Annotated in this window: 14 protein-coding genes; 7 read left to right on the plus strand and 7 right to left on the minus strand. The window is 69.5% G+C overall.

The window, feature by feature from the left end; genetic code table 11:
- Positions 1–42 precede the first annotated feature (42 nt).
- On the minus strand, positions 43–621 hold the full coding sequence (locus B085_RS0128245) for a hypothetical protein (protein ID WP_234018673.1): 579 nt from the start codon (positions 619–621) through the stop codon (positions 43–45).
- A gap of 450 nt (positions 622–1071) precedes the next feature.
- On the opposite strand from B085_RS0128245, the gene B085_RS50165 reads away from it, so the two are divergent.
- From B085_RS50165 to B085_RS0128275, 5 genes are all read left to right on the plus strand, one after another.
- Positions 1072–1446 (plus strand): hypothetical protein, encoded by a 375-nt coding sequence (locus tag B085_RS50165; RefSeq protein WP_199789242.1) that lies wholly within the window; start codon positions 1072–1074, stop codon positions 1444–1446.
- Between the two features lie 374 nt (positions 1447–1820).
- Positions 1821–2936, plus strand: coding sequence for an alpha/beta fold hydrolase (locus B085_RS0128260; RefSeq protein ID WP_018561974.1), 1116 nt, complete (start codon positions 1821–1823; stop codon positions 2934–2936).
- A 104-nt stretch (positions 2937–3040) separates the two neighbouring features.
- Positions 3041–4039 carry an amidase gene (locus B085_RS44045; protein WP_234018674.1) on the plus strand — a complete coding sequence of 333 codons (999 nt, stop codon included), beginning with the start codon at positions 3041–3043 and terminating at the stop codon, positions 4037–4039.
- Between the two features lie 4 nt (positions 4040–4043).
- Entirely contained in the window at positions 4044–4184 is a 141-nt protein-coding gene (locus tag B085_RS49605; protein WP_018561976.1) for a hypothetical protein, read from the plus strand.
- 525 nt (positions 4185–4709) lie between these two features.
- Positions 4710–8108, plus strand: a complete 3399-nt coding sequence (locus B085_RS0128275; protein WP_234018675.1) for a S8 family peptidase — start codon at positions 4710–4712, stop codon at positions 8106–8108.
- A 196-nt stretch (positions 8109–8304) separates the two neighbouring features.
- Here the strand turns inward: B085_RS0128275 and B085_RS0128280 are convergent, their stop codons facing one another.
- Together B085_RS0128280 and B085_RS0128285 are read right to left on the minus strand one after the other, a co-directional pair.
- Positions 8305–8964 carry a response regulator transcription factor gene (locus B085_RS0128280; RefSeq protein ID WP_018561978.1) on the minus strand — a complete coding sequence of 220 codons (660 nt, stop codon included), beginning with the start codon at positions 8962–8964 and terminating at the stop codon, positions 8305–8307.
- A complete protein-coding gene (locus B085_RS0128285) occupies positions 8961–10145 on the minus strand; it encodes a sensor histidine kinase (RefSeq protein ID WP_018561979.1) in 1185 nt (394 codons plus the stop codon). The genes B085_RS0128280 and B085_RS0128285 overlap by 4 nt, the downstream gene beginning before the upstream one ends.
- Before the next feature lie 293 nt (positions 10146–10438).
- Between B085_RS0128285 and B085_RS0128290 the strand changes: the two genes are divergently transcribed.
- Both B085_RS0128290 and B085_RS0128295 read left to right on the plus strand, forming a co-directional pair.
- Positions 10439–10954, plus strand: a complete 516-nt coding sequence (locus B085_RS0128290) for a DUF308 domain-containing protein (RefSeq protein WP_018561980.1) — start codon at positions 10439–10441, stop codon at positions 10952–10954.
- A gap of 267 nt (positions 10955–11221) precedes the next feature.
- Positions 11222–11677 carry an HD domain-containing protein gene (locus B085_RS0128295; RefSeq protein ID WP_018561981.1) on the plus strand — a complete coding sequence of 152 codons (456 nt, stop codon included), beginning with the start codon at positions 11222–11224 and terminating at the stop codon, positions 11675–11677.
- 24 nt (positions 11678–11701) lie between these two features.
- Here the strand turns inward: B085_RS0128295 and B085_RS49610 are convergent, their stop codons facing one another.
- The 4 genes from B085_RS49610 to B085_RS0128315 all read right to left on the minus strand — a co-directional run bounded on the left by B085_RS49610 (position 11702) and on the right by B085_RS0128315 (position 13813).
- A complete protein-coding gene (locus tag B085_RS49610) occupies positions 11702–11884 on the minus strand; it encodes a hypothetical protein (protein ID WP_158689842.1) in 183 nt (60 codons plus the stop codon).
- Between the two features lie 488 nt (positions 11885–12372).
- Positions 12373–12810 carry a DUF2267 domain-containing protein gene (locus B085_RS0128305; protein WP_037732613.1) on the minus strand — a complete coding sequence of 146 codons (438 nt, stop codon included), beginning with the start codon at positions 12808–12810 and terminating at the stop codon, positions 12373–12375.
- Between the two features lie 69 nt (positions 12811–12879).
- Positions 12880–13275 carry a DUF2267 domain-containing protein gene (locus tag B085_RS0128310; RefSeq protein WP_026251531.1) on the minus strand — a complete coding sequence of 132 codons (396 nt, stop codon included), beginning with the start codon at positions 13273–13275 and terminating at the stop codon, positions 12880–12882.
- A gap of 103 nt (positions 13276–13378) precedes the next feature.
- Positions 13379–13813 (minus strand): Hsp20/alpha crystallin family protein, encoded by a 435-nt coding sequence (locus B085_RS0128315; RefSeq protein WP_018561985.1) that lies wholly within the window; start codon positions 13811–13813, stop codon positions 13379–13381.
- Positions 13814–13887 lie beyond the last annotated feature (74 nt).

A 13887-nucleotide genomic window follows, 5' to 3' on the forward strand; every position in this document is an offset into this window, starting at 1 on the left:
CGCCCGCCGGCGCTGCACGGGCATGAAGGCCGCCGCATGTGATCAGTCGGGCAGATTCCTACCGGTGTCGAGCCAGCGGCGTGCCGCCACGCTCAGTGGCGTGTCGTCCGGATCGCCCATGTCGTCCATGGTGCCGTCCGTCAGCGCCTCCGCCCAGCGGCGGAGGACCTGCGAACGATGCGGCGCCTTCAGCACCGAGGTACTGATGTCATGCTCCCACGTCGTGGCGAAGCACAGCACGTTCCCGTCGAGGGAAAGCATCCTGAACTCGGGCCGGCAGGGGGCACTGCCGAGCAGCCCGTCAGCACCCTTGCCCATGATGTCCCACTCGCTCTGCAGCTCGACGCAGTGCCACCGTGCGAGGCGGTCCTGGCCGGGGTGGAGCGCGATCAGGAACCTGCGGTCGGTCTCGGAGAAGAGTCCTCCTTCGACCGACAGCCGGTACCAGCCGGCGTTCGCCTTCTCGTGCAGCTGCGGATCGAGGAAGTCCAGCATGGCCTCGACGCGCCCGTCCTCAAACGGGACGCTCGGTGCCTGGCCGGCGACGGTGGGCGGAAGGAGCCCGTCGGGCGCGGTCCAGCCCTCCACGATGCGCAGACCGGCTACGGCGAGAGACTTCATGATCCCCATCATGCCGTGTCCGCCGATCAGCACACGGGCACCGCCCCAGATTTCGAGTTCCCCAATTTTTTTATTTTCCCCGCTCAGGTCGCGATTGTTGCACCAAAATGCCCCGTCAAGGAATCCAAAATGGTGCCCATTTTGCCAGGCCCCGGCTCGCTTGAATAAATTAATCTTATCCTGCCTGGCAATATTCGATCGACGTCCAGAGACCGTTCCGGGTTCACTCCAAGGTGTACCGAAGCAGAAGCCGGGAAATCTCGTCCACCAGGACGATGTCGGCTCTGAGCTGCACAAACCTCGACGCTGTCACCTCCCGTGATCCGTAGTGGATTTTTCGGCGATGCCCTGTTCGGCGGACCTTCCCCGCGGAGCGTGAATGACTTCCGACTTGCTATCGGCTAGCTTCGGTTCGCATCAGGAAATTCCCATCCCCAAGGGAGGAATGCAGTGAAAGGTTTTGCTCGAGCCGCGGCCACGGTGGCATTGGCGGTATCGGCCGTAGGGGTTCCTCTGGCCGGTACGGCGCTGGCCACGCCCGCCAACTGTTCGGGGTGCGGCTGGGACGACGGCCACGGTAGCCGGGGCTACGACCGCGGAGACTACGGTCGTGGCGGCTACGGCCACGGAGGGTACGGCGGTGGCGGCTACGGCCACGGAGGGTACGGCGGTCGGGGTACGGACTTCAGCTACTTCGGGTTCACCAGCAAGTCGCTCAAGTCCGCGCATGTGAAGGCCCGCAACGAATCGCTGTCGGCCAACGTCGCCTCCCCGCTGGCCGTCGCCCAGTCCGCGGCGGTCCAGGCCGTCAACGTCCGCCAGTAGCCTCCGAAGCAGACCGCGGCCCTGGACAACACTGCCGTGCCGGGGCCCGGTCACATCCGAAGGGGTCATTCGGCGAAGTCCTGACCGCGACCGATCCCCGTTGGTCGGTCGCGGTCAGGCCCGGCTCGCCACGGCAGGCGACGCCCTGCGGCGCAGAGCCGGACGTCCCGTGCGGCACACGAGCGACCACTCGCGAATCGGGGAGCGTGCACCATGCCCGCCGGCGTGGATCCAGACTCTCCATCCGGAATGACCCGGATCACACCGCATTGCCCTTCCCCAATTAGGAGCATATGCTCTTATTTGCCGTACCCCGTCGCCCGGCGCCTTCCCCCGCCGCCGCCCTCTGACCACCATCGCAGAAGGAACCGAGTGTGAGCCCCTCCCCCACCGAACCGCCCGGCCAGAACGCTCCCGTCACGCCGTCATCGCACTCGGACCAGCCGCCGCGCCGGGTCTCCCGGCGCGCTTTCGTCGGCGGCGCGGCGGCCGTCACCGCCGGTCTCGCGCTCACCGGTGTCTCCGCTCCGCCCGCTACGGCCGCTCCGCGGCAGACCCCGAGGGGCTTCGGCTCCGTGTCCGGTGTTCCCGGGCTCCCCGACGGGTTCCGCCGGACGTTCACCAGTCGGCTCATCCAGGCCGGTGGCATACGTCAGCACGCCGTCGTCGGCGGCGACGGGCCGCCCCTGCTCCTGATACACGGCTGGCCGCAGAACTGGTACGCCTGGCGCATGGTCATGCCGGCGCTGGCGCGGAACCACACGGTCATCGCCGTGGACCAGCGCGGCATCGGGCTGACCGACAAACCCCGCGACGGCTACGACACCGCCACCCTCGCGAACGACCTCGCCGCGCTGATGGACACCCTCGGCCACGAACGCTTCGCGGTCGTCGGCCACGACACCGGCATGCCGATCGGCTACGCGCTCGCGGCCGACCACCCGCACCGCGTCGACCGTCTCGCCGTGGCGGAAGCCGTCATTCCCGGTGTGACGCCCTCACCGCCTCTGCTCGGCCCCGCCAAGGCCAACAACATGCTCTGGCACTTCCCCTTCAACCGGCTCGACGACGTCAACGAACTCCTGGTCGCGGGGCGGGAGGACGTCTACTTCGGCTGGCAGCTCGACACCAAGGCCGCGCGAAAGCTGCCCGACCATGCCATCCGGTTCTACGTCGAATCCCTCACCTGGCACCGCCACGCACTGAGCGGCAGCTTCGGCTGGTACCGCGACCTCGACACCACGTTCACGCAGAACGCCGACCGCGTGAAGCGGCGGCTGACCATCCCCGTCCTCGCCGTCGGTGGAGCGCAAAGCGTCGGAGAGGGAGTGGCGACCACCATGCGGCTCGCGGCCGGCGACGTACGGTCCCTGGTCGTCCCGGGCAGCGGCCACTGGGTTGCCGAGGAGGCCCCGCAGGAACTGCTCGCGGCGCTCAGCACGTTCCTGGCCCCCTACCGCGCCAACGCCACGACGCGGAACCACCGGTAGGCACCGCGAAGACGCGGGTGCCCGGGTTCTCGTTCCCCGGCACCCGCCGTCGCTTCAGGAGGCAGCGGTCGTCGAGGTCCCGGTGTCCGCACGCCGGGGTGCAGGTGGGCACGGTCGACCGTCCGCCGGACGGAGTCGCCGGAGTCTCCTCCGTCGAGGTGGTTCAGGCGCACCTCGACCGCATCGAAGCCGCCAATCCGAGGATCAACGCCGTCGTCACGCTCGCCGACGGCGCGCTGGAGTCCGCGAGGGCGGCGGACGAGGAGCTCGCGGCGGGCGGTGATGCGGGGCCGCTTCACGGCGTGCCCTTCACGGCCAAGGACTCGTTCGACACCGCCGGAGTGCTCACCCAGCGGGGTTCGCCGATCTTCGCGGGGCGCGTACCGGACACGGATGCCACCGCGGTGGCGCGCATGAAGCGGGCCGGGGCGATCCTCCTGGCGAAGACGAATCTCCCGGAGTTCTCGTATTGGGTCGAGACCGACAACCTCCTGACGGGCAGGGCGAACAACCCCTGGGACCTCGACCGCTCGCCCGGCGGTTCGAGCGGCGGGAAGTCCGCGGCAATCGCGGCGGGGATGTCGCCGCTCGGGCTCGCGACCGACCTGTCCATCTCGGTGCGCGGGCCGGCGGCCGACACCGGTGTCGTGGCGCTCAAGCCGACGCACGGACGTATCCCGATGACGGGGATCTGGCCGCGGGTGCCCCGCCGCAACTGGCACGTCGGCCCCATGGCCCGCAGCGTCCGCGACGTCGCACTCGCGTATGCACTGTTGTCCGGGCCTGACGGCGCCGACGGCTACTCCACCGCTCCGCGCGCGTTCGACGCCGGCCTGGGCGCCTCGCCGGACCGTCCTGTGCGCGTGGGCCGGCTTGTCGACTCGGGACTCGGCCCGACCGATGCGGAGGCCGCGGCGACCGTACGCGCCGCCGCCGACGCCCTGCGGACAGCGGGGGCCCAGGTCGACGCGGTGGAGATCCCCGCTCTCGAACGGGACAACCCCCTCCAACTCTGGACCAAGATGAACGTCATGGAGGTGAAGCCGGCCTTCCGGCATGTACGCGCCCCTGCGTGTCACGATCCACGAATCCCCCTCGGGTGAGGCGGTGTTCGCGATCGACCGCCCCAGCGACACGGTGAGCGCGCTCGGCCGGCCCGAGATCACGGAAGTGGGGCGCGAACTGGACCGCAAGGTCGGCGCGCTTCTCGCCCACCTCGGCGTCCCCGTACCCGATGAACTGACCTGACTTCAGGACGAGGCACCGCCGGACCTCGCGTGCCCGGGCCGCAGCCGAGTATCCACTCGGGTGGGACCGGGCACTCGTCGCGACGTGGCCGGGTGCGGGCGGAATCGCCCTGATGCGCCGGTTCCTGCATGACGCTCCTCCGGGCTTGGGGCCGTCGAATGAACTCATCGAATCCGTCCGGAGCCAATGGGTTTGACGGGGAAACAGTGAATTCCGGCACGATTCCCGGCAAGGGCGGAACGAGAGCTGCCGACTCTCACGCTTGAGTGTCCGGCCCCCGGCATCCGCTGGCATCACCACAGGTGAAACGCGGTCTGTGCCTGTCTTGCCGGACAGCGAACGGTTTGGGGGCGAAAAGTTCGCTAATGCCGCAGTCAACTCACCGGTTGGCGACGTGGCCACCTTCCGTCAATCCAAGATCAACCCGTTGACACCCTCTCGGCACTGGTGCTTCGCTGTGCGGCGCACCCCAATTCCACCGTGCAACCCACGCGTTGGCGCGGGGTGAATGAGCGAGAGGAAATCGTGAATTTCACATCCAAGAGACCTGCGATCGGCACGGTCCTGGGAATCAGCATGCTGCTGGTCGCCGCTACCCCGTCGGCATCCCTGGCACTCGCCGCCCCCACCGGCACTGCGTCGTCGTCGGCACGGCTCTCGGCCTCCGCGTCCGCTTCGGTTTCGGCCTTCGGAACGGGCCCCGGGATCAAGGGGACTGCGGCCGGGACCGGCGCGCACCGGTGGATCCCACTGATCACCGGTGACCGGATCGCGGTGGACGCGAAGGGCGGGATCGTCGCCGCGCGTCCCGCCAAGGGCCGGGAGGACATACCCATCCGGGTCGAGACCCGCGACGGCCACACCTACGCCCTGCCCGACGACGCCCGGGACCTCGTCCGGAGCGGACGGGTGGACCGGCGTCTGTTCGACATCACCACGCTGAGCACGCCGGCCTACGCGGACCGCCATGACCTGCGGTTCATAGTGATGTACGACGCGGCCCGTCCGGCGGCCAGGACGGCCCTGCGCTCCGCCGGGGGCGCCGAGGTCGAGCGCACGCTGCCCAGCGTCAACGCCGACGCCGTCGCCGCGCCCGCCAACGGCACCGCGGAACTGTGGTCCGCGATCACCGACGGGTCCGCCGACGCCATGAAGCGCAGCGTGGCTCCGGGTATCGCCTCGGTGTGGCTGGACAGCGTCGTGCAGGCGAGCCTGGACAAGAGCGTCCCCCAGATCGGCGGCCCCGAGGCATGGGCGGCCGGCTTCGACGGCACCGGTACGCGTATCGCCGTGCTCGACACGGGCGTCGACACCACCCACCCGGATCTGGCCGGACAGGTCGTCGCGGAGCGGAACTTCTCAGACTCGCCGGACGCCGTGGACCGGTTCGGTCACGGCACGCACGTCGCGTCGATCACGGCCGGCACCGGAGCCAAGTCCGGTGGCACGTACAAGGGCGTGGCGCCGGGCGCCCGCCTCCTCAACGGCAAGGTGCTCGGGGACAGCGGCAGCGGCAGCATGTCCCAGATCATCGCGGGCATGGAGTGGGCCGTCGCCGAGAAGGCGGACGTCGTCAACCTCAGCCTCGGCACCTACGACTCCCCGGAGATCGACCCGGCGGAGGCGGCCGTCAACAGGCTGTCGGCCGAGAGCGGCGCCCTCTTCGTCATCGCGGCCGGCAACAACGGCGAGCAGGGCGCCGGAACGGTCGGTTCGCCGGGCAGCGCCGACGCCGCCCTCACCGTCGGCGCCGTGGACAAGCAGGACAGGCTGGCCTCGTTCTCCAGCACCGGCCCGCGCGTCGGTGACGGCGGCATCAAGCCGGATCTGACGGCGCCCGGTGTGGCCATCGGGGCCGCGGCCGCGCACGACAGCTACCTGGCCAGCGTCGCCCCTTCCGTGGCGGACGGGTACATGGCCCTCAACGGCACGTCGATGGCCACCCCGCACGTCGCCGGCGCCGCCGCCATCCTCGTCCAGCAGCACCCGGACTGGACCGGCGACGACATCAAGGACGCGCTGGTCTCCTCGACGACGCCCGGCGGGTACACGCCCTTCGAGCAGGGCTCGGGCCGCGTCGACCTGCGCAAGGCGATCAAGCAGACCGTCGTCGCCGGCGACACCTCGCTCTCGTTCGGTGTCGCGCAGTGGCCGCACACCGACGACCAGCCGCTCACCAAGGACCTCACGTACCGCAACTCGGGCGACTCCCCGGTCACCCTGAAGCTGACCGTGGAGGCCACCGGCCCGGACGGAAGCGCCGCGCCCGACGGGATGTTCACGGCGGACCAGCAGGTCACCGTCCCGGCGCACGGCGAGGCGACCGTGAAGGTCACCGCCGACACCCGCCTCGGCGGTGACACGACCGGTGCCTTCACGGGACGGATCACGGCCACCGGCGACGGGCAGACCGTCGGCACCGCGCTGGCCGTGGACCGTGAGTCGGAGATGTACACCGTCACGGTGAAGACCCTCGACCGCCAGGGCAGGCCCGCGCCGGCCCCCGCCTGGGACGCCCAGCTGCAGGGCCTGTCGGGGCTCGCCAGGGGCACCAACACCGTGCTGTCCGGCGACACGCACTCGGTGCGCCTCCCCAAGGGCCGGTACTTCCTCAACAGCATGGTCCGGGTCGACCCGGAAGGTTCGTACGACCAGGGCGGTGACTGGTTCAACCAGCCCAACCTCGAGGTCACCAAGGACACCGTGGTGACGGTGGACGCGCGCACCGCCAAGCCTCTGGACATCACCGTCCCCGACCGATCCGCACGGCCGGCCCTCGGCTTCTTCAGCGCGGGCATCGATCTGCCCGACGGTTACAGCACCCGCTACGGGGTCTTCACCAGCTCGCTCGCGCAGTACCGCACCGCCCACCTCGGCCCGAACGCGGCCGACGGCGACCGGCTGACGCAGCAGCTCATGACCACCTTCTCCACCGGCGTGGGTGGGCACGACGAGTACCACCTGGTGTACCAGCCGACGGGTGACAGGTACCTCACCGGCTTCACCCACCACGCCAAGGCCCGCGAGTTCGCCAAGGTCGAGGCGAAGCTGGGAGCGCCGGCGAAGGGCAAGTTCGGGTTCGTCACACCGGTCACCGAGGGCGGTGCCGGTCTCGGCACCGTGCACGCCCTGCCCTACACCGGCACCCTGCACCTGTTCTCGGGGAACGACTCGTGGCAGCTGGGCTTCATGCAGGTCGACGCGAACGACTCGTACGAGGCCGGCTACGACGCCCTTCCGAGGACGTTCAAGCCCGGACGCTCCTACGGGCACGTCTTCAACGTCGGTGTCTTCGGGCCGGATCTCCCGGAGGGCGCCGGACTCGTCGGATTCGTCCGGGCCGACGAGGCGATCGACGGACGGCTTCCGCTCTTCTCGGACAGCGAGGGGAACATCAGCGACAACAACTCGCCGATCGAGAGCGCGCGGACGTCCCTCTACCGCAACGGTGAGCTGGTCAACTCCAGCATCTACCCGATGGACGTCTTCTACATCGCGGAGAACGAGCGGGCCGACTACCGGCTGACCGTCTCGGTCAAGCGCGGCACGGTCGCCGACGTCTCCACGAGCATGACCGCGAGCTGGACGTTCTCCTCCGAGTTCGCCCCCGGCATCAAGAAGCTCCCGACGTCCGTCGTGCGCTTCACCCCCGCCCTGTCCCTCGACAGCACGGGCAAGGCCCGGGCGAAGGTCTGGGTCCCCGTGACCGTCCACGGCACCGCCGCGGGCGGAAACCTCAAGTCCCTGAGCGTGTGGGCCTCCTATGACAAGGGAGCCACCTGGCAGAAGCTCAGCGTGTGCGACGGCCGGGTCCAGGTCGCCAACCCCGAGGCCGGCGGCAGCGTGTCCTTCAAGGCCCAGGCCGTGGACAAGCAGGGCAACACCGTCGACGAGACCATCGTCGACGCCTATCTGACGAAGTAGCACGGCGCCGGGCCGGAACCGCTCTCCAGGGCTCGCGCCCTCCGCGGTTCCGGCCCGGGGAACGAACCCGCGGCCACCCGTACGCGGACCCCTCCTCAGGGGGATTCGCGTACGGGTGGCCCTCCACGTCCGGGACCGGTCGGTGAGGAACCACCGGAGGCGAGGACCGGCGTGCACCACGGAAGACGCGCGCGGCTCAGGGGTAGAGGCCGGCCCGGAAGGTGAACGAGACGAGCTGCGCCCGATCACGTGCGCCGACCTTCGTCATGGCCCGCACCGCATGCGTCTTCACGGTGAACGGCGACACCGACATCTGGGCCGCGATCTCGTCGTTGCCGAGGCCGCTCGCGATGAGAACGACCACGTCCCGCTCCCTGGGGGTCAGAGCGCCGAAGCGTCGCAGCAGTTCCCGGTCGATCACCGGGGGCGGTCTGTCCGTCATGTGACCGATGAGCGCGGCCGTCGCCGCGGCCGACAGCGCACCGCCACCGGCGACGACCTCGGTGATCCCGGCGACGAGTTCTGCGGGGCTCACGGTCTTGCTCAGGAAGCCGTTGGCGCCCGCGCGCAGGGCGGCGAGAACGATGTCGTCCTGGTCGAAAGTGGTCAGCACGATCACCCGCGTCTTCTCGGGTGGATGCTCCGCGCGGATCCGGCGGGTGGCCTCGACACCGTCGATGCCGGGCATCCGGATGTCCATCAGGACCAGGTCGACGGGGTGCTCCCGGAGGAAGGGGACGACCTGGAGTCCATCGGAGAGATCACCCACGACGACGAGATCCGGGTCGAGCCGGAGCATCACCCGGATCCCGGCCCGTATGTCGTCCTGGTCGTCGACGATCAGGATGCGCGTCATCGGACGACGGCTCCCACGGGGCTGAACTCCGCGCGGACCCGGAATCGCCCGTCGTGACTGTCGATCGTCAGCCTCCCGCTGGAGGACTCGACGCGTTCGCGCATCCCGACGAGTCCTAGTCCGCTGCCCGAGTCGGCGCCACGGGGTGAGCGACCGACGCGGTTCTCCACGGTGACGCGGATCCTGCCGTCGTGCTCCCGGACATCCACCGTGGCCGTCCCCTCTCCGTGCCGGTAGGCATTCGTGAGTGCCTCCTGAACGACCCGGTAGACCGTGACGCCGACACTGGGCTCCACGAAACCGGAGGGGATCTCGATGGAGGGCCGGACGTCGAGGCCGATGCTCTCGAAGGAGGCGATCAGTCCTTCCAGGCCGCTGAGCGCCGGGGTCGGCCGGAGCGCCTCGTCGCCGGGGACGCCGTCCCCGAGGCGGAGGAGCGCGAGGATGCGCTGGGTTTCGACGACGACGGTGCGGGCGCTGGACCGGGCCGAGACGAGGGCCTGCCGGGAGGACTCGGCGTCCTCGGGCAGCCCGATCTCCGCCGCGCCGAGGTGCAGGCTGAGCATCGCGACCTGGTGGCCGATGACGTCGTGCAGGTCTCGGGCGATGCGGAGCCGTTCTTCGGTCACCCGTCGGGTGGCTTCGATCTCGCGGGTGGCGATGGCGCTCTCCGCCCGTTCCTCGAGAGTCCACCAGTGGTCCCGATGGACGCGGAGCGCCGCCCCGGTCGCACCTCCTGCGACAGCCGAGAAGACGGCGGCGGCTCCCACGACCGCGCCGCCGCGGAATCCTCCGACCGTCATGAACGCCCCCAGGAAGAACGCCGCCACGATGCCGGTCGCGGCCAGCGGCTGCTTTCCCCTGAGGGTGACCGAGAACAGGACGAGCACCGCCATCATCCACACCGAGAGGGGGTCGTGGCCCACCGCCGTGACGGCGAAGGACGCCGCGCTCGTCACGACCAGTCCCGCCCACGGCCACCGCCACGAGAGGGTGACACCGGCGCCGGCGAGGAGCACGGACAGGGCCGTCGGCCAGTCCGCGCCTCTCAGGACCACGGCCACTATCTGTCCGGTGAACACCAGGGCGGCCAGCGCGTAGGCGACCCGGTGCGGCACCTCGGGGCGGCGGACCCACAGCGGTGCCGCGAGCCCGTCCTGACTGTTCCGCGCCTTGACCATGAGCCGATTGTCGTTCACTTGTGCGGGATGCGTGTACTTCAAACGATGTAGACCGCGGATCCGCCGCGGTCGGTCGGGACGGCCGGACGCATGCCGTCGAAGCGAATGGCAGAACTACTTCGTTCGAAGTACGCGGCCTGTCCCGAGGGCCCTGAGACTCGTCATCGAGGCGACCGCCTCACACCGTCACGATCACCACGGGACACCTGATGACTCAGACCACCGTAACCTCGGCCCCTTCGGCCCCTTCCACGGCGACGCCTTCCGGGCTCCGATCCCTTCACCTGATCCGGGTGCTCTTCTCCCTGATCTGGGTGGCACTCGTCTTCACGACCTCCGCCTCGCTCGTGTCGACGGACAGGCCCACGGTGAGCGCGGCCGTGCTGCTCGTCGTCTACCCCTTGTGGGACGCCATCGCCACGCTCCTCGAGCGTCGCCTGGCCGGCGCCGGCTCCGCGAACCGCGTCAGCACCGTCAACATGGGGCTCGGCCTCGCCACCACCGCCGGAATGATCATCGCCGTGCTCTCCACCGTCGGGACGGCCCTTCTCGTGTTCGGCGTCTGGGCCCTCCTTTCCGGGGCCATCCAGCTCGTCGTGGCGATACGGCGCAGGCGCACGGTCGGCGCCCAGTGGCCCATGGTCATCAGCGGCGGACAGTCCGTACTCGCCGGCGCCGCCATCGCCGCCGGTTCCGCCTCGGCGACGAGCGGCCTGTCCACTGTCGCCGGATACTCGGCCTTCGGTGCCTTCTGGTTCCTGGTCTCCGTCATCGCCCTGACTGGCCGCAGCCGACGCGGAACGCGCTGACCAGCACTTGTCCGGCCGATCCCGTTCGGAGCCGGATGGCGAGTGCTGCTGCGGTGGCTGTGCCGGGGAAGAGGGATCCGCGCTCGTCATTCCTGGTGGGCACGGTTCGGTGCTGCTTGAGCCGGTCGATCGCTTCGGCGTCGCAGGTACTCGCGGACAGGACGCTGCCGTAAGTGTCCATTGGGGCTGTCGGGTTTCTTACGAGGCCTGCCCGGGCCGAGGGTCTCCCCCGGGCGTCCCTGGCCGGGCGCTCGTAGGGTTGTACACATGCCGGACCTTACGCTCGAGCAGATCGAGGGGATCGCGCGCGAAGCCCACGCCCATCAGCTGGACAAATCGGGGCGGCCCTACGTGGAGCACGTGCAGGCCGTGGCCGACGGAGTCAGGGAGCAGGGCGGCTCCGACGAGCAGATTGCCGCCGCGTGGCTGCACGACACGATCGAGGATGAGAAGCTCTCACGGGAATGGCTCGACTCCGCGGAGCTTCCCCAGCATGTGAAGGACTTGGTCGACGCCATGACCAAGCGACCTGGGGAAAGCGACGAGGCATACACGCAGCGGATCCTCGCCGTGCCGGGCGCTCGCCTCATCAAGGAAGCCGACCTCGCGCACAACGCCGACCCGGACCGGCTCGCCCTGCTCGACGAACCAACCCGGCGTCGGCTCAGCAAGAAGTACGCGACGCTAAGCCGGCTGCTCGGCCTGAGCGCGGGATCTGTTTAGCCCCGGCACGGGTCGGCCCGCTCGTCACCTGTGCGGCGCCGGCTCGCGGACACGGCGGTTGACGGTGACCAGGAAGTGTTCGACCTTGAGCTCGTAGCGGCGGTGCAAGCGTCGGCGGCCGGGGAGGCATTGCAGTTGATGGAACAGCATCAGATCAAGCGCCTGCCAATGATCGACACAGAGCAAGGTCACGAAGACCGCAGCCAAGAAGACGACGGCACATAAGGCGTCCCCACGGCGGGTCCGCTGGTGATGTCGCCCACTTTGTCGCCGGGCTTGTCGGCTAGACGCTCCACCTGGGCGCCACAACGCCCTCGAACGCACCGGCCATCTGGTCAAGTCCTGAGTCCTGCCCATTTCCGGTGTCAGGTGCCGTGTCGGCCATGGGTCTACCTCCGCCGCATCGGCTCCGCCGCCACGCGGCGCAGGGCGCTCGGCTGGGTCGTCCACCGAGCGCGGGGCTGACATGCGGCGATGCAAACCACGTCCGCGAATGCGACGCGACCGGCAACCGGGACGCGCGCGTGTGCCACCTCCGGCCCAGGGTGCACGATCGCCGGTAGCCGACCGGGGCCCTCAGAGGGCACAAGGCGGTGGGGGCCACCGACGCGACGTCTGCCGCACAACACGTCTCATTCGACATCTGTGCAGCGTGGTCGCCGAAGAGGCAACCAGATACCCAGGCCCGGCAATCGCTATCCCGCCGACGCAAGTTCGGCGCGGCCGAAGAGCAAGGCGTACCCGCTCGGCAGCTGTGCGAGGGCCCTGCTGACCAAGTCCTCCCCGGCCAAGCGCGCGAGTACCGCGAAGACCGTCCCGGCGTCCCAGCGTGCGGTGGCCGGTGTGCCGCCGGTGCGGCCGGCCAGGTCGCTGACGAAGTCGAAACCGGTGAGCGGTTCCGGCCGGGGGACCTGGGCGGTGAACTCGAGAGCGGCCTCCACGGGAAGCCGGGCAGCGAGTGCGACACGTTCGTCGCCGACCAACTGCCGTCCCAAGCCGCCCAGTACCTCACGGATGGCCTGCTCGGCCTGGTCCCGTGTTTCGTAGGCACCTTCGTAGCGGACATGCTCGACCATCGCGTCGAACGCCATCGCCGTGGAGTGGGAGTCGTCCACTGTGCCCTGCGGAGACATCGGAGTGCCCTTCTCTCTATGGTGTGCCGCGGGGCGGGAGAGCATGCCCAGCCCCTTAGACCGCGAAGGTCAGGCCGGCTCGAGGTAGCCGAACAACAGGTCGTAGCCAGGCGGCAATTGCAGCAGGAGCCGTCGCAACAGGTCCGGTCCGGCCTCGTCGGCAGCCACGCTGAGGACAGCGCCGACATCCCACCTCGCGGTCTGTTCGGTCGCGCCTTCGATCCAGGCGGCGGTCGCCCGCACGAACCGCTCCGCGTCCAGCGGTTCGACGGCCTGAAGCGGGTTGAGCAGGATGAGTGCGTAGGTCTCCGGCAGAAGGGCAGCGAGCTCGGAACGTTCCGCGCCGACTACATGCGCGCCGAGCAGTCCGAGCACCACGCGGGCTGCCCGGTCCGCCTCCTGCCGCGTCGGGTATTCGCCGCGTTCCTGGACCCGCGCCAGGAACGCTTCACGTCGCAATGCCATGATCTCCCCCTTGAGTGATGCGGAGGACGGAACCGCGGAGGGAGGGCATCGGCCATCCGTCCTCCGCCACAGGGCATCCCGGGTGGGTCGCCCGGCTCAGGGCTCAGCCGCTGATCTGCCTGCGGTCGCCGGTGGACGTGATCGCGATCTTGCGGGGCTTGGCCCGCTCGGCGATCGGGATGCGCAGGGTCAGGACACCTGCGTCGTAGTCCGCCTCGATGTGCTCGGTGTCCAGGGTGTCCGCGAGCATCAGCTGCCGGGAGAAGACACCGAGGGGCCGTTCGGACAGCTCCATCTGCACGTCGTCGGCCTTGGCCACCGGGCGGCGCTCGGCCTTGACCGTCAGCATGTTGCGCTCGACGTCGATGTCGATCGCGTCCGGGATCACACCGGGGAGGTCGAGGGCGATCACGTAATGGTCGCCCTCGCGGTAGGCGTCCATGGGCATCGCCTGNGGCCTCGACCAGGTGCCGGACGTNCCCAGCANNTGCTGGGTCAGACGGTCCAGCTCACGGAACGGGTCGGTGCGCATCAACATCGTGAAACACCTCCAAGGGTTCGGGCAGTGACTGCCAATGCGCTTCACCTGATTCCCTTGTAGCATGTCGTCCA

Origin of the sequence: Streptomyces sp. BoleA5 (assembly GCF_000373665.1) — a bacterium.
Taxonomy (GTDB): Bacteria; Actinomycetota; Actinomycetes; order Streptomycetales; family Streptomycetaceae; genus Actinacidiphila.